Origin of the sequence: Burkholderia sp. JKS000303 (genome assembly GCF_002563755.1) — a bacterium.
Taxonomy (GTDB): domain Bacteria; phylum Pseudomonadota; class Gammaproteobacteria; order Burkholderiales; family Burkholderiaceae; genus Burkholderia; species Burkholderia anthina_B.
In genome coordinates, this window is sequence record NZ_PDBZ01000003.1 from 1094742 (window position 1) to 1110813 (window position 16072).

At 66.9% G+C, this 16072-nt stretch carries 15 protein-coding genes; 8 read left to right on the forward strand and 7 right to left on the reverse strand.

Annotated elements, in window-relative coordinates; genetic code table 11:
* Window positions 1-26: 26 nt before the first annotated feature.
* The gene (gene wecB / locus BX604_RS32875; protein WP_098554940.1) at window positions 27-1244 is read right to left on the reverse strand and encodes a non-hydrolyzing UDP-N-acetylglucosamine 2-epimerase; all 1218 of its coding nucleotides are present in this window, start codon (window positions 1242-1244) and stop codon (window positions 27-29) included.
* A 1243-nt stretch (window positions 1245-2487) separates the two neighbouring features.
* Between wecB and glmS the strand changes: the two genes are divergently transcribed.
* The 4 genes from glmS to BX604_RS32900 all read left to right on the forward strand — a co-directional run bounded on the left by glmS (window position 2488) and on the right by BX604_RS32900 (window position 6553).
* Window positions 2488-4305 carry a glutamine--fructose-6-phosphate transaminase (isomerizing) gene (glmS, locus tag BX604_RS32880; RefSeq protein WP_098554941.1) on the forward strand — a complete coding sequence of 606 codons (1818 nt, stop codon included), beginning with the start codon at window positions 2488-2490 and terminating at the stop codon, window positions 4303-4305.
* A gap of 339 nt (window positions 4306-4644) precedes the next feature.
* Window positions 4645-5055: a TIGR02594 family protein gene (locus BX604_RS32890; protein WP_098555240.1), complete on the forward strand. Its 411-nt coding sequence runs from the start codon at window positions 4645-4647 to the stop codon at window positions 5053-5055.
* Between the two features lie 85 nt (window positions 5056-5140).
* Window positions 5141-5773 carry a glutathione transferase gene (gene yfcF, locus BX604_RS32895; protein ID WP_175800579.1) on the forward strand — a complete coding sequence of 211 codons (633 nt, stop codon included), beginning with the start codon at window positions 5141-5143 and terminating at the stop codon, window positions 5771-5773.
* Window positions 5774-5929: 156 nt separating this feature from the next.
* Entirely contained in the window at window positions 5930-6553 is a 624-nt protein-coding gene (locus BX604_RS32900; RefSeq protein WP_098554943.1) for a LysE family translocator, read from the forward strand.
* Window positions 6554-6597: 44 nt separating this feature from the next.
* On the opposite strand, the gene BX604_RS32905 is transcribed toward BX604_RS32900, so the two are convergent.
* The 5 genes from BX604_RS32905 to BX604_RS32925 all read right to left on the reverse strand — a co-directional run bounded on the left by BX604_RS32905 (window position 6598) and on the right by BX604_RS32925 (window position 12260).
* Window positions 6598-8034 carry an efflux transporter outer membrane subunit gene (locus tag BX604_RS32905; protein WP_098554944.1) on the reverse strand — a complete coding sequence of 479 codons (1437 nt, stop codon included), beginning with the start codon at window positions 8032-8034 and terminating at the stop codon, window positions 6598-6600.
* A gap of 15 nt (window positions 8035-8049) precedes the next feature.
* Window positions 8050-9624 carry a DHA2 family efflux MFS transporter permease subunit gene (locus BX604_RS32910; RefSeq protein WP_098554945.1) on the reverse strand — a complete coding sequence of 525 codons (1575 nt, stop codon included), beginning with the start codon at window positions 9622-9624 and terminating at the stop codon, window positions 8050-8052.
* A 13-nt stretch (window positions 9625-9637) separates the two neighbouring features.
* Window positions 9638-10732, reverse strand: coding sequence for an HlyD family secretion protein (locus tag BX604_RS32915; RefSeq protein ID WP_098554946.1), 1095 nt, complete (start codon window positions 10730-10732; stop codon window positions 9638-9640).
* 68 nt (window positions 10733-10800) lie between these two features.
* Window positions 10801-11232 carry a MarR family winged helix-turn-helix transcriptional regulator gene (locus BX604_RS32920; RefSeq protein WP_098554947.1) on the reverse strand — a complete coding sequence of 144 codons (432 nt, stop codon included), beginning with the start codon at window positions 11230-11232 and terminating at the stop codon, window positions 10801-10803.
* A 107-nt stretch (window positions 11233-11339) separates the two neighbouring features.
* Entirely contained in the window at window positions 11340-12260 is a 921-nt protein-coding gene (locus BX604_RS32925) for a LysR family transcriptional regulator (protein ID WP_098554948.1), read from the reverse strand.
* Window positions 12261-12363: 103 nt separating this feature from the next.
* On the opposite strand from BX604_RS32925, the gene BX604_RS32930 reads away from it, so the two are divergent.
* The 3 genes from BX604_RS32930 (at window position 12364) to BX604_RS32940 (ending at window position 14573) form a co-directional block, all read left to right on the forward strand.
* Window positions 12364-12798, forward strand: coding sequence for a MarR family winged helix-turn-helix transcriptional regulator (locus BX604_RS32930; RefSeq protein ID WP_098554949.1), 435 nt, complete (start codon window positions 12364-12366; stop codon window positions 12796-12798).
* Window positions 12799-12868: 70 nt separating this feature from the next.
* Window positions 12869-14116 (forward strand): aconitase X, encoded by a 1248-nt coding sequence (locus BX604_RS32935; RefSeq protein ID WP_098554950.1) that lies wholly within the window; start codon window positions 12869-12871, stop codon window positions 14114-14116.
* Window positions 14109-14573, forward strand: coding sequence for an aconitase X swivel domain-containing protein (locus tag BX604_RS32940; protein ID WP_098554951.1), 465 nt, complete (start codon window positions 14109-14111; stop codon window positions 14571-14573). Before BX604_RS32935 ends, BX604_RS32940 begins: the two co-directional genes overlap by 8 nt.
* Window positions 14574-14620: 47 nt before the next feature.
* On the opposite strand, the gene BX604_RS32945 is transcribed toward BX604_RS32940, so the two are convergent.
* A complete protein-coding gene (locus BX604_RS32945; protein ID WP_098554952.1) occupies window positions 14621-15040 on the reverse strand; it encodes an ester cyclase in 420 nt (139 codons plus the stop codon).
* 153 nt (window positions 15041-15193) lie between these two features.
* Here BX604_RS32945 and BX604_RS32950 point away from each other — a divergent pair, with 153 nt between their 5' ends.
* On the forward strand, window positions 15194-16057 hold the full coding sequence (locus BX604_RS32950) for a LysR family transcriptional regulator (RefSeq protein ID WP_098554953.1): 864 nt from the start codon (window positions 15194-15196) through the stop codon (window positions 16055-16057).
* Window positions 16058-16072 lie beyond the last annotated feature (15 nt).

The window sequence follows — 16072 nt, forward strand, 5'->3', positions numbered from 1 at the left end:
GCGGTGTCGCCGCCCGTCGGGCGAAGTCAGCGCGAGCGCAGCGCCTGCAATCCCAGCGTCAGCGCATTGAACGGCATCTCCGCGGCGCCCATCGAAAAGCTCGTCGTCTTTGCGGTTGTCCCCGGCGTATGCATCAGCGCGTGCACGATCCGCTCGCTCGCATGGCCGTCGCCATACGGATTGCTTGCCCGGGACATTTCGTCGTACGCGCTCTGGCAGTCGAAAAGGCGCGACGCCTCGCGCACGATCCGTTCCTGATCCGTGCCGACCAGCCGCGCGGTGCCGGCGCGGATCGCCTCGGGCCGCTCGGTCGTGTCGCGCGTGACGAGAACCGGTTTGCCGAGCGCCGGCCCTTCCTCCTGGATCCCGCCCGAATCGGTGATGATGAAATGCGAGCGTGACATGAGGAATACGAACGAAAGATACTCCTGCGGTTCGATCAGATAAATGTTCGGCACGTTGCCGAGCAGTGCGCGCGCCGGTTCGCGCACGTTCGGATTCATATGCAGTGGATAGACGAATTGGGCGTCGCGATAGCGATTCGCAAGCGTGCAGAGCGCTTCGCAGAAGTGCCGGAACGGTTCGCCGAAGCTCTCGCGGCGATGGCCGGTGATCAGCACGACGCGGCGTGACGGGTCGAGAAACGGAAAGTGCGCGGCGACCTGGTCGTTGAGCGCGGTATCGTGGTCGAGCATCCGTTTGACGTCGTGTAGCGCGTCGATCACGGTGTTGCCCGTCATCACGACCGCGCCGACCGGCACGCCTTCGCTGAACAGGTTGTCGCGCGCCTGTCCGGTCGGCGCGAAATGCCAGGATGAGACCGCGTCGGTCACGCGGCGATTCAATTCCTCCGGCCACGGCGACCAGATGTCGCCGCTGCGCAGGCCCGCCTCCACGTGACCGATCGGCAGGTAGCGGTAGAACGCCGCGATACTGACGGCCAGCGTCGTCGTCGTGTCGCCGTGCACCAGCACGACGTCCGGCTGCAAGTCCTCGAAGACCACCCCGATCGCCTGAAGAATGCCGGTCGTCACGTCGGTCAGTGTCTGGCTCTGACGCATCAGGTTGAGGTCGTAGTCGGGCTTGATGTCGAACAGCGTGAGCACCTGATCCAGCATTTCCCGATGCTGGGCCGTGACGCAGACCCTGGCATCGACATCGTTGCGCGCCTTCAGCGCGCGGACGAGTGGCGCCATCTTGATGGCTTCCGGCCGAGTACCGAACACAAGCAAGATCTTTTTCATCGTTATCCTCGTTGGACATCCATGCGCCGGAAGACCCGGCATTCGCACCAAGCAGGCATTCGGCCGACCTCGGCAGCCCCGCATGCGTTCGCGTCGGCCGCGCGACCTGCACCGGTGTTGCGAGGCAATCGCTCCGCGCTTGTCTACCCGGTCTTCGCCGGGGAATCGTCGGACTACGGCCGTCTCCTTCCACGTCGTCAATCACGTCATGCGCGTCCCTCGCCGGGTTGATCGTCACGCCTGTCTGTCACGCTGCGTACGCACCGCATCGCGGTGCGTTCAGGCACCTGTCCCTGCTACCGATAGAGCAATATTCAAACCAGCGGCCCTGTGACCGGGCCCGGTTCGCACCGCACACGCGGATCGCAACGGAACGTTTCACAATTGCTACGACGCACATGTCGACGGGGTGTCGCGACGCGGAGATAGGTCTGATCGTTCGCGCCGTCGATCGGGCTGCGTCGTCCGAAGAATCGCAAGTTGCGATGCATGTCGATAGGCGACCGGAGTCCACGACGCGTTTCGCGCGTCTTTAATCGTTTCGATATGCGAATTTTGTCAGTGCAATACGCGAACCGTTGGCGATGTTCCGGCTCTGATCGCACGTGAAGGATTTCCCCGATGCGCTGCATCGAAGGCGTCGTCTGTCCCGGCGCGTGCGAAACGTTGCGCATCTGTAACGCTCGTTCGCGACAGGGCGGCCAGATCTGCACGACGGCTATTCGATGCGTGTCGCCGCGTGCACGCACCCTTTGTTCACAGCGTTCGTGTGGCGGCTTTCGGCGGCCGATGGCGTCCTCACGCGATGCCATGCAAGTTACCTGCAGCCTGCGCGCGGACGATTCGCGACGGGTAGCGGGTGAACACTGATGCGCCGGTGAATCAAAAACAAGCGATCCGCGTAACGGGGTGTTCATCGCGTGCTCGCAGGCCCTTGCCGCGCGGGGCGAGGCTGTCTATGGCTCACCCCTTGCTTGTTTCATGAAGACAGGCGCACCCCACGCGCCGGAGCGTCGGCAGAAGCACATGGATGCCAAAACAACGAGTCGGGAAGGCGTAGCGCACACGCATCCGGTGCGGAACACGGCCGCACTTGCACGACGAAAGCGCGACCGCTTCCGGTCGACATCCAGCGGCTCGCACGCGCTTGACGAGGAGAGACGACGGCAACAGCAACGGTGACCGGATCGCGCCGCCACGACGGCGCACGGTCGATCAATGAACACAGGGAAGGAGACGTGTCATGTGTGGCATCGTCGGCGCGGTCGCGCAACGGAACATCGTTCCGATTCTGATTGAAGGTCTGCGCCGCCTCGAGTATCGCGGCTACGATTCCTGCGGAGTGGCGACCGTCGTCGACGGCCAGGCGCGCCGCGAGCGCAGCGTGTCGCGCGTCGCCGATCTCGACGCGCACGTGCGCAGCGCCGGACTGGCCGGCAGCACCGGCATCGCGCACACCCGCTGGGCGACGCATGGCGCGCCGGCCACCTGCAATGCGCATCCGATCTTTTCGCGCGACGAAATCGCGCTCGTGCACAACGGCATCATCGAGAATCACGAAACGTTGCGCAGGCAACTGTCAGACGAAAATTACGAGTTCGACGGGCAGACCGACACCGAGGTTGTCGCCCACCTGATCCATAGCAAGTATCGCGGCGACCTGCTCGCCGCCGTGCGCGATGCGACGTCGCAGCTGCACGGCGCGTACGCCATCGCGGTGTTCAGCAAGCACGAGCCGCAGCGGCTGATCGGCGCGCGCGCCGGCTCGCCGCTGGTGGTCGGCCTGAAGGACGACGAGTGCTTTCTCGCGTCCGACGCGCTCGCGCTGGCGGGCATCACCGATCGGTTCATCTTTCTCGAGGAAGGCGACATCGTCGAACTGACGCCGGGCGGCGTGCGGGTGCTCGCGCGCGGCGGCACGCCGGTCGAGCGTCCGATCCAGACCGTCGCGTCGACACAGGGCGTGGTCGAACTCGGGTCGTACCGGCATTTCATGCAGAAGGAAATCTTCGAGCAACCGCAGGCGGTCGCCGCGACGATTCCCGATGCGGGTTTGTTCGATCCGGCGACATTCGGGCCGGACGCCGCGCGCGCATTCGCGCAGATCGACAACGTGCTGATTCTCGCGTGCGGCACGAGCCACTATTCCGGGCTGACCGCCCGTCGCTGGCTCGAAACGATCGCGCGCGTGCCCGCGCAAGTCGAGATCGCGAGCGAATACCGCTACAGCGACGCGCTCGCGCTGCCGAACACGCTGGTGGTCAGCGTGTCGCAATCCGGCGAGACCGCCGACACGCTCGCCGCGCTCAAGTATGCGCAGGCGCTCGGCCATATGGACACGCTGGCGATCTGCAACGTGCCGACCAGCGCGATGATGCGTCAGACCGGCCTGCGGTTCCTGACGCGGGCCGGCCCGGAGATCGGCGTCGCGTCGACCAAGGCGTTCACGACGCAGCTGGTCGCGCTGTTCATCCTCGCGGTGACGCTCGGACGCCTGCGCGGCTACGTCGACGACGCGCAGCTTGCCCGCTACGCGACGCAACTGCGAAGGCTGCCCGCCGCGCTCGAAGACGTGCTCGCGCTGGAACCGCAGATCGAGCGCTGGGCGGCGGAATTCTCGCGGCACGAGAACGCGCTGTTTCTCGGGCGCGGGCTGCATTACCCGATCGCGCTCGAAGGCGCGCTGAAGCTGAAGGAGATTTCGTATATCCACGCGGAAGCGTATCCGGCGGGCGAGCTGAAGCACGGGCCGCTGGCGCTCGTGACGCATGCGATGCCGGTCGCGACGATCGCGCCGAACGACGCGCTGCTCGAAAAGCTCAAGTCGAACATGCAGGAAGTGCGCGCGCGGGGCGGGCAGCTTTACGTATTCGCCGACGCCGATACGCGGATCGACAACGGCGAAGGCGTGTCGGTGCTGCGGATGCCGGATTACTACGGGCTGCTGTCGCCGATCCTGCACGTCGTGCCGCTGCAACTGCTCGCGTATCACGCCGCCTGCCTGCGCGGTGCCGATATCGACAAGCCGCGGAACCTGGCGAAGTCGGTGACGGTCGAGTGACGGGCAGGGGGCCGGTCGACGGTTGCCGACCGGCCCGCGCAAGCGGTCAATGCAAGGCCGCGTGAGCCTTCGCGATCGTGCCGCGCTGCATCGCGTCTGCGACGTTTTCGCCTTCGCCCGCGACGACGCCGATATCGTCGAGCGGATTCCCGTCGAGCACGACGACGCTCGCGATCCCCCCAGTTGCCCCGGCGGGCCGGAAACCGCATGCCGGAAAAGGCGCTGCCGGCCGGCGCGTATTCGTGCGAAGATTGCACGACATTCCACCCGCATTCCGTCGAGACCGTCGTGATCCGATCGAACTCCGAGGGCAACCCGCAAGCCGGCCACCCGCCGTGGATGCCCGTCGCGCTGGCCGAGCTGGGCATCCGCCGTTTCCCGCCCGGCAGCATCAATCCGCGCATCGTCGAGTACAACAACCACACGAACCTCGTCGGCTACGACGACAAGATTTCGTGGTGTTCGTCGTTCGTCAACTGGTGCATGACGCATGCCGGGATGCGCGGCACGGGTTCGGCGCTCGCGCGTTCGTGGCTCGAATGGGGTCGCCCGCTCGAGCGTCCGGTGTACGGCTGCATCGCCGTCCTGACACGCGACGACCCGGCGAGCTGGAAGGGGCACGTCGGTTTCTATCTGCGCCATGACGACGAACACGTGCATCTGTTCGGCGGCAATCAGCTGGAAGCGGTGCGCGAGCTCGCGTATCCGGTCGGCGAAGTGATCGGATACCGATGGCCCGACGCCGACTGAACGCACCGTCCGCATCGATCCAACCCGAGTTCGTCGGCACGCCAGGTCATGGCGCCCGAACTCCCCACCCATGAGGAGCACTGCAGTGCAAACCGGTAATCTCCGTCTCTACGCGGACGCGCAATACGCGAGCCCTTACGCGATGTCCGTATTCGTCGCGCTCGAAGAAAAATCGCTGGCATACGATCTGGTGACCGTCGATCTCGGCAACCGCGCGCATTTCGCGCCCGACTACGCGGCGACGTCGCTGACGCAGCGCGTGCCGACGCTCGTGCACGACGACTTCGCGCTGTCGGAATCGTCGGCGATCACCGAGTATCTGGACGACACCTTCGCGGGCGAGCGGCTCTATCCGGCCGATCCGCGCCAGCGCGCGCGGGCCCGGCAGGTGCAGGCGTGGCTGCGCAGCGACCTGATGCCGGTGCGCTCGGAACGGTCGACCGAAGTGCTGTTCTACGGTCCGTCGAGCGAACCGTTGTCGAGTCTCGCGCAGGCCGCCGCGCAGAAGCTGTTCGCCGCTGCCGACAAGCTGCTGGCGCCGGGCGCGGCGAACCTGTTCGGCGCGTGGAGCATTGCCGATGTGGACCTGGCCGTGATGCTGAACCGTCTGGTGCTGAACGACGATCCGGTGCCGCAGCGGCTCGCCGACTATGCGCGTGCACAGTGGGAGCGGCCGTCGGTGCAGCGCTGGGTGAAGCTGAAGCGGCCGCCGCTGTAAGTCGCGCCGGCAGCCGTACGGCGGGCGGGGCGCGGCGCATATCGGTGGCCCGCGCACCGCGCGTCCGGGGCCCGCACGTGGTGAAAATCGGCATGCTACAGTGAGCCGGCCCGCGTTCTTCGCCTGAATAATTCATCCGCATCCGTCCGAACCGCCATGAGCTATCTTCCCCAACTCGCCGCAGTCGGCGGCGTGATGTTGCTGGCCTGCGTCAGCCCCGGCCCCGATCTGATCGCCGTGTCGTCCCATGCGCTCGGCAACCGCCGCGCCGGGCTGCTGGCCGCGTTGGGCATCGCGTCGTCGCACGCGGTCTGGGCCGCGATGGCGATTTTCGGGCTCGGGCTGATCGTCGCGAAGCTCGCATGGCTGTACGAGGCGATTCGCATCGCCGGCGCCGCGTACCTGATCTATCTCGGCATCAAGTCGCTGTCGAGCCTGCGCCAATCCGCGCAACAGCCTGAATCCGCGAGCCAGCCGGCCGTACGCGGCGGCGTGCACGCATACCGGAAAGGGCTGCTGGTCGGCCTGACGAACCCGAAGGCCGCTGCGTTCTTCGGCAGCCTGTTCGTGACGCTGCTGCCGGCGCATGCGCCGGCCTGGGTGCATGGCGCGACGCTGGCCGTCGTGGTCGCCGTGTCGCTGACGTGGTTCTGCACGGTCGCCGTGCTGTTCTCGACGCATCGCGTGCAGGTCGGCTACGCGAAACTGCGCAAGCCGATCGACGCGGTGATGGGGACGATCCTGCTGGGGCTCGGCGCGAAGCTCGCGCTGGACCGGTAACGCAGCGATGAACGTGACCGGACCGCGCCGTATCGTGGTCCTGATCAATGCTTCGCGACGGTGTCCACCGCCGTCCCGCCCGCCGCATCTTGCCGGCTCCACCCGCCGCCAAGCGACCGATACAGCGCGACTGCCGCCAGCGCGTGCTCGCGTTTGACCTGGTTGAGCGCATCCGAGTCGCGCAGATACACCTCCTGCGCCGACAGCACATCGAGAAAGTCCGTCGCGCCGCCCTTGTAGAGCTGATTCGCCAACCCGAGCGCTTTATTCGACGCGGAAAGCGCGCTGTCGAGCCGCCGCGTCGCCTCATCGCTGCTGACGAGATTCGCGCGTGCATCCTCGACCTCCCTTAGCGCCTGCAGCATCGTCTGCGTCAACCCGAGTTCCGATTCGCGCATCCGGCTCTCGCTCTGCGTGATGTCGGCGGTGATGCGCCCGGCGTTGAAGATCGGGCTCGTCGCGCTCAACGCCGCGCTGAACAGGTTGTCGGTCAGCGTCGGTAGCCCGAGATACGACGCGGCGAGTATTCCGTCCGTCAGATTCAGCGAGAACTTCGGATACCGCTCGGCTTTCGCGACGCCGACCTGCGCCGCCCGCCGCTCGACCTGCGCATACGCGGTGAGCACGTCCGGCCGCCGCAACAGCGCCTGCGAAGGCAACGTATCGGGCGAGCCGGCCGGCGGCGCGGGAATCTCGCCAGCCTGCGCGAGCACGAGCCGGTCGACCGACTCCGGCGTGCGTCCCGAATACACGGCGATCAGGTTGAGCTGGTGCGCGATCTGCGCACGTGTCGGCGGAATCCGCGCTTCGAGCGCATCGAGCTGGTTCTGCGCGCGCGTGACGTCGAGTTCCGTCGACAGCCCGAACGCCTGCCGCTTGCGCGTCAGTTCGAGCGCATGCTGCCGAATCCTTGCGTTGTCCTGCAGGATCTTCAGTTCCTGCTGCGCCCAGCGCAGGTCGACGTACGCGGACGCCGCATTGGCCGCGAGCGCGAGCCGCATCGCGTCTTCCGCATGCCGTTGACCGACCAGTTCGGCCTGAGCGGCCAGCAGATCGAGCCGTTCGCCGCCGAACACATCCGGCGACCAGCTCAGGGCGAGCCCCGCGCCGGCCTGGCGCACGTAGCCGAGCGGCGGCGGCGTGTTCTGGCGCGCGTCGGCCGCGTGCGCGGTTGCATCGAGTTCGGGCAGCAGCACCGCGCGTTTCTGCACGGTCAGCGCCTGGGCCTGCTTCACGCGTTCCGCGGCGGCCTGCAGGTCGAGGTTGCCGTCGAGCACGGTCGCGATCAGCCGGTCGAGCACGGGATCGTGGAACTGCGCCCACCATGCGGCGGCGTCGATGTCGGCGCGCGGGACGTCGGCGTCCCATCCGGCGGGCGCAAGCGATCGAACCGAATCGTGCAGCGCCGGATGCTGCGCGGGCTGTACCGCACACCCGGCGGCGAATGCGCTGACGGCCAGCGCGGCGAGTAGCTTTTTCATGACGAGGATCTCGGCTCAGTGCGCGTCCGGCGGCGGCGCGTTCAGGGTAATGGGTTTGGAAAACGCGACGGCGACCAGCGCGACGACGAAGCACAGCGACAGCGCGTAATACGCATCCGCGTAGGTCAGCGTCAGCGCTTCGCGATAGATCAGCCGGTGCAGGTTCGCGAGGCCGGCCTGCGCGGTATTCAGCGTGTCGCCCGCCACCGACGTCCAGTACGCGGCCTGGCGATCGAGCAGCGATGCGACCTGCGGTTCCCCGGCGCTCACATGCTCGTTCAGGCGCAGGTAGTGGAAGTTCACCCGGTCGTTGAGCATCGTCGCGCTCACCGCGATGCCGATCGCGCCGCCGAGATTGCGCATCAGGTTGAACAGGCCGCTCGCTGATTTGAGCCGCGACTGCGGCAGCGAGCCGAGCGCCATCGTCACGATCGGCGGCACGCTGAACTGTTGGCCGATCCCGCGCAGCGCCTGCGGCAGCAGCAGCTCGCGCCAGCCCCAGTCGTGCGTGATCGGCGTGTACAGGTAGCAGCCGAGGCCGAAGCAGACGAGCCCGAACACGAGCAGCGCGCGCATGCTGATGTAGCGCGCGGCGAACGCATACGCACCCAGCGCGAGCAACTGGAACGCGCCGACCGACAGCAGCGCGATGCCGATCTGCAGCGAGCTGAACGCGCGCACCTGCGACAGAAACAGCGGCGTGAGGAACACGGTCACGAAGATCCCGATGCCCGTCACGAACGACAGCAGGCTGCCGATTCCGAAGTTGCGCACGACGAGCGCGCGCAGGTCGACGACCGGATCGTCCGCGGTCAGCGCATGCACGATGAACAGGAAGCCGCAGATGCCGGAGACCCACGCGCAGAGGACGATCGCGTCGTCGCTGAACCAGTTCTTGCGCGGGCCTTCCTCCAGCACGTATTCGAGGCAGCCTAGGAAACCGGACATCAACGCGATGCCGCGATAGTCGCCGCGTTTGACGAGGCCGGGATCGGGCTCGTCGATATGCACGTAGCGCGGCACCAGCGCGGCCACGACGATGCCCGGCACGAGGTTCAGGTAGAACAGCCAGTGCCACGACCATTGGTCGGTGATCCAGCCGCCGATCACGGGCCCGATCGCCGGGGCGAGCGATGCGAGCGCGCCGATCGTCGTCGACGCGATCAGCCGCTGCTTGCCCGGGAACAGCACGAACGCGGTCGTGAACACGGTCGGGATCATCGCGGCGCCGAGCGCGCCCTGCATCCCGCGAAACAGGATCATCGAGTTGATGTCCCACGCGAGCCCGCACAGCATGCTCGTGATCGTGAAGCCGATCGCCGAGGCGACGAACAGCCAGCGCGTCGACATCACCCTCGACAGCCAGCCCGACATCGGGATCACGATGATCTCGGCGATCAGGTACGCCGTCTGCACCCACGACAGTTCGTCCTGGCTCGCGGACAGGCCGCCGCCGATGTCGCGCAGCGACGACGCGACGATCTGGATGTCGAGCGTCGCCATGAAGAAGCCGACGCACATCAGCGCGAACGCGAAGACGCGCTGCTTCGTCGGTTGCGACGCGGGGTCGCCGGAAAACGCGGTGGTCATCGTCGGCTCCCGTTCAGTTCGCGTGACCGGTGTGCACGGTCACGACCGCGGACAGGCCGGGGCGCAGCACGTGTTCGATGCCCGGCTGCGGATCGAGATGCACGCGCACCGGCACGCGCTGGACGATCTTCGTGAAGTTGCCGGTCGCGTTCTCGGGCGGCAGCACGCTGAAGGTCGCGCCGGTCGCGGGCGCGAGGCTGTCGACGCGGCCATGCAGGCGCGTGCTCGACGCATCGAGCGCGACGTCGACGCTGTCGCCCGCGTGCATCTTGCGCAACTGGTCTTCCTTGAAGTTCGCATCGATCCACAGCCCCGACGCCGGCACGATCGTCAGCAGCGGCACGCCGACGTTCGCGAGCATCCCGACGCGGCCCGTGCGGTTGCCGACGTAACCGTCGACCGGCGAGCGGATCGTCGTGTATTCGACGTTCAGCGCCGCGACGCGCTGCGCGGCGAGCGCGGTGTTCACGCGCGCCCGTGCATCGGCGAGCTGTGCGCCGAGCACGTCGAGCTGCCGCTTCGACGCGAGCAGCGCGGCATCGCTGCGCGCGACGGCGGCGTCGGCCTTCGAATAGTCGGCGTCCGCGCGCTCGACGATCTGGTTCGACACCGCATCGGATTTCACGAGCTCGCGGTAGCGGACGCGATCGGATGCGGCCCGCGTGAGTTCGGCCGAAGACGCATTCCTGTCCGCCGCATGCTGGCCGATCACCGCGTATTGCAGCTGCTGCTTCGCGTCGAGTTCGGCCATCGCGGCGCGCGCGCTGTCGACTTCCGCGGAAGCCTGCGCGAGCTTCGCATCGTAGTCGCGCGCATCGAGCTGCACGAGCACGTCGCCGGCCTTCACACGCTGGTTGTCGGTCACGAGGATCTTGTCGACGAAGCCGTTCACCTTCGGCGCGAGCACCGTGACGTCGCCGCCGACGTACGCATCGTCGGTGCTTTCCTGGAAGCGCAGCACCAGCAGCCAGTCGAGCACGGCGGCTGCGACCGCGACGACCACGACGGCCACCGCGATCCGCATCCACGGCACACGGCGGCGCTGCTTCGCGGGCCGGTCGGTTGTGGCTGCCTCGCGTGATGTGGCAGCGGTTTGGGTCGTATCCATCCATTCACCTATGTATATGCACTAATTAAGGCGATCGACGACGTGTCGTCGTCGATCGGGGAGGGGGGTTAACGTTCCGGCAGGTTGTGCGTGATCCGGAACAATTCGTCTCTGAGGCGGGCCGCCTGCACCGGCCCGAAGCGCCGCTCGAACGCTTCCTGCGCGGCGAGCCAGTGCACGTGCGCATCGGCGACCTTCGTTTCGCCGTGCGTGGTCAGCGCGAACGTCTGGCGGCGGCACGGCGGCTCGATCCGGCCCGTCACCAGCGCCGCGGCGACCAGCGGCTTGAGCGCGCGCAGCAGTGCCGTGCGCTCGATCACCAGCACGGCCGACAGCGTCGCCATCGTCAGGCCCGGACGCTCCCGCAGCAGCGCGAGAATGCTGTACTGCGACGGCGTGACACCGGCCCGCGACAGATAGCGCTCGTAGAACTGCGAGATCCGCCGCGCTGCTTGCCGGACCGCGAAGCAATCGTCATCGGTGAGGGTTGGTGTGTGCATGTGCACATGTTAGATGGCATGACGGCGCGAAGCGAGCGGCGGGGCGGGATCAGATTGGTGTCGTGGCTGTACCAATCGGCGGCGGGCCGGTGCGTTCGGGCGCCGGGTCAGGCTGCCGCCGGAACGATTCGGCCTTCGCGGTCGCTGTATGCAGCCGTGTAGTCGATGAACGCCTTGACCTTCGCGGGCAGGAGCGCGCGGTTCGCGTACGCGAGCTTGATTTCCACGAACGCGTCGACGAGATCGGCGTCTTCCAGCAACTGCACGAGCGCGCCCGACGCGAGTTCGGCATCGACGAGCGTTTTCGGCACGACACCGATGCCGAAGTCGTGCATCACCATTTCGCGGTTGAAGACGGGGCTGTTCGACGAGATGTCGAAGTGAAACGGCACGGTCAGCGTGTCGCCGTCGACGCGGAACGACAGCGCGGGCCGGCGCAGCGACGGCGACAGCGGCACGAACGGATGGTCGGCAAGCTCGGCCGGCGTTTCGGGGCGCGAATGCGCGCGCAGGTAGGCCGGCGTCGCGACGAGCACCACCGGAATGCGTTCGATCAGCCGCACGACGGTCGTCTCGCTCGTCAGCATGTACGGCACGACGATGCCGATGTCGTAGCCTTCGCCGACGAGATCGACCGGGCGTTCGGTCAGCGTGACGTCGAGACGCACCTTCGGATGCGCGGTCTTGAAGCCGGCGATCAGCGGCACCAGCCGGTTCAGCGCGGCGGTCGTGTGCGCGACGAGGCGCAGCAGGCCCTCCGGCTCGCGCGTGTGCGACTGCGCTTGCGCCTCGAGCGAGTCGAGTTCGTCGAGCACGGCCGCGCAGCGCTCGTAGATCCGCTCGGCCGTTTCGGTCAGCGAGACCTGGCGCGTGGTCCGGTGCAGCAGGCGGCTGCCGAAGCGCGCTTCCAGATCCGCAACCGCCCGCGACACGACCGGCCGCGCGAGGCCGTGCATGTCGGCGGCGCGCGTGAAGCTGCGCATCTCGACCACCGACCGGAAAATGCGCAGCTTGTCGATGTAGTCCATGTCCGTCTCCTCGACGCGATGACGGCGCGCCGAAGGCACGCGGCCGGCCGTTACGGCGGAGTGTACATTGACTTTATGCATATGCACATATAAATTGCGGATCATGAACGATATCCAGATGGCCCAGGCCTGCAATTGCCTCGCGCTGCGTCAGGCGGCGCGCTTCGTCACGCAACTTTACGAGCGTCATCTGGCCCCGGTCGGCGTGACGCCCGCGCAGTTTTCGATCATGGCGAACCTGTCGCATCGGCCCGGCCTGGTGATGAGCGAACTCGCCGATACGCTGGTGATGGATCGCACGACGCTGTTGCGCGCGCTGAAGCCGCTGCAGCGTGACGGCTTCGTCGCCGCGGCCGCGTCCGAGCATGATGCGCGCGCGCATGCGCTCAGCCTGACGAAGCTCGGCGAGCGCACCTATGCGCAAGCGAAGGTCGCATGGCAGGCCGCGCAGGACGAGTTCGACACGCAGTTCGGCCGCGACCGCGCCAAGGCGTTGCGCGACGAGCTGTTCAGCCTGACGGCGATGCGCGACGCCTAGCACGCACGGTAGTCACGGTAGTATTACAAAAGCGATCCGGATCCACCGGACGAGACACGAGGAGCACCCCATGCTGCAGTTGAGCGAGCGCGACGATGCGATGTTGCGCGGCGCATTCGGCGACGGCGTCGCACGCGCGATGCGGATCGTCGCCCGCACGGCCGACGTGATGTCGGCGCCGCACCTGATCGACATCACGTCCGCGCATATTGACGGCTGTCTCTATCACGGCCAGACCAGCCTCGACTTCGTCGAGTATTTCGTCGACACGGGCGCGACAGTCGCGGTGCCGACCACCCTGAACGTCGGGTCGCTCGACCTGATCCATCCCGAGCTGTATCACGGCGACCGCACGATCCAGCGCGATGCGCAGCGCCTGATGGACGCGCACCTGCAGCTCGGCTGCGAATCGAGCTTCACGTGCGCGCCGTACCAGCTGAAGAATCGTCCGCGCCTGGGCGAGCAGATCGCGTGGGCCGAATCCAATGCGATTGTGTTCGCCAATTCGGTGCTCGGCGCGCGCACCAGCCGCTATGGCGACTTTCTCGATCTGGCCGCCGCGATCACCGGGCGCGCGCCGTATGCGGGCCTGCACGTCGAAGCGAACCGCGCCGCGCAAATCGTGTTCAACGCGCCGGACTTCGGTCATCGCCCGTCGCGCGACATCTATTTCGCGGCGCTCGGGCTGTTGATCGGCAGGATCGCCGGCGCGATCGTGCCCGCGATCGTCGGGCTGCCCGCGGACACCACCGAGGACGAACTCAAGGCGCTCGGCGCCGCCGCCGCATCGAGCGGCGCCGTCGCGCTGTTCCATGCGGTGGGCGTGACGCCCGAAGCGCCGACGCTCGACGCCGCGTTGCACGGGCGTGCCGCGCAGCGGACCGTCGATGTCGCGATGGCCGATCTCGACGAGATTCGCCGCACGCTGAACCACGGCGCGGCCGGCGATGCGCTCGTCGCGGTCGCGCTCGGCACGCCGCATTTCTCGGTGGCCGAATTCCGCACGCTCGACGCGCTGCTCGATCAATTCGACGGCAAGCCGATGTGCGATTTCTACGTGAACACGAGCCGCTTCATCCTGTGGGAACTGGGCGAGCTCGGGCTCGCGGACAAGTTCGAGGCCCGCGGCATCCAGATCGTCGTCGACACCTGCACGTACATCACACCGGTGATGAAGCAACTGTCGGGGCTGGTCATGACCAACTCGGGGAAGTGGGCGTCGTATGCGCCCGCGAACATCGGCGTGACGGTGGCGTACGGCAGCATGCGCGAGTGCGTGCGCTCCGCATTCGAAGGAAAGGTGCGATTCGATGACTGAAGCAACGGTGGGGGGACTGGCAGGCGATACGCTCGTGCCGGGCAGCGCATGCGCGCGCACGATCGTGCTCGACAAGCCGCTCAGCTTCTGGGGCGGCTACGATTCGGGCGCGGGGCGCATCGTCGATCGCGGGCATCCGCAGACGGGCGCGAGCCTCGCCGGCCGCATCATGGTGATGCCGCATGCGAAGGGCTCGAGTTCGAGCAGCAGCGTGCTGGCGGAAGCGGTGCGCAACGGTACGGGGCCGGTCGGGATCGTGCTGAAGGAGCGCGACCTGATCATCTCGATCGGTGCGATCGTCGCGGCCGAGCTGTATGCGATCGCGGTGCCGGTGGTGTGCGTGACGGATGACGTGTATGACGCGATCGTCGCCGCGACGGGCGACGTGCGGATCGACGCGGGCGAAGGGGACGGCGGCGCGCGGATCTACGTGGGCGACGCGGCGCGTTCGACCTGACCGGATCCGCGACGTGGCGAGCGCATCGGCTTGCCGCGTCCCTCGCTTTACGATCGCGGCGCTTTCAGGCTGCGATGCACTTCGAGCGCGTTGCGTTCGACCCAGTTGTGCTGAAGCAGCCCATCCTCGCGTACGTGCCAGACGGCCGTGCCCGTCATGTCGATGGGCGACCGGCACGGCGCCGATCCCATGAAGCCGTTGTTTGTCCCGGTCACGCGCCAACGGCTCGCGACGCGGTCGCCGGCTTCGTTCTGGAACGTTTCGATGACCTCGAACCTGAAGTCGTCGATGCTCGCGAGGAAGGCCGCGACCCACTTCTTGAATTCGGCGCGCGAGCGGATGACGACACCGCCTGAAGTGATCGCGAAATCCTCCGCGACGAGTGCGTCCACGGCGTCGGGGTTGCCCGACTGCCAGACCTCCCGCCAGAAATTCTCGACGATCTCGACCGAATTGCGTTTGCTCATTTTTCTGCTCCGTTGGAACAACGACAGGGATACGACTCCTGCCGCGGTTCACGACCGGCCCGGCAGGTTGAAGCCATTGTGGGAACTTGCAAACAAGAAGACAAACGAATAATCTTTATTCCATCTAGAAGGGTTTCGAATGGATGGGCCGCGATGCTGGATCTGGATTTATTGCGTGCGTTCGTTGCCGTGGTCGACACGGGCAGCTTCACCGCGGCGGCCAACGTCGTCGGGCGTTCGCAATCCGCCGTCAGCCAGAAGGTGCTGCGGCTCGAGGAAGCGCTGGACGTGTGTGTCTTCGAGCGGACCAGCCGCTCGCTGAGGCTGACGCAGGAGGGCGAACGCGTGCTCGCCGGCGGACGGCGCCTGCTGGCGCAATATGAAGCGTTCATGAGTGAGCTGCGGGAGCCTTCGCAACCCGCGCGGCTGCGGCTCGGTGTATCCGAAAATCTCGTGCACGCGCAGTTACCGCTGATCCTGGCGCGTTTCGGCGAGCGCTTTCCGTCCGTCCAGCTGGAACTCGCCACGGGGTCGAGCGCGGAACTCGTCGATGCTCATCGAGCCGGCCAGCTCGACGTGGTGTTCGCCCGGCGCAAGCATGAAGGCGCGCCGCTGCGCGGCCGCGTGATCTGGCGGGAGCCGCTGGTGTGGCTCGCCACGAAACACTACCGGAACGATCCGGCGCGACCCGTGCGCCTCGTCATGATGCCGCCGCCCTGCGCGTATCGCGAGGTGATGACGGAAAGCCTGGATACGGCACGCCGCGAATGGGCGGTGGGTTGCACGGCCAGCAATCTCGTCGGCGTGCAGGCGGCGGTGGCGGGCGGGTTGGGGGTCACCGTGCTGGGCAAATCGTTCCTGCAGGCCGGCATGAAGATCCTGCCGACGTCCGCACAATGGCCCGCGCTGCCCGCGTCCGAAGTTGCCGTGATCGGCGAGGACCCGGCAAAACAGTCCATCGTCGAGCCGCTCGTCGCGATGTTCGTCGATGTTCTGACGGACCGTGCGTCGATATGAGCCTGCGTGCCACGA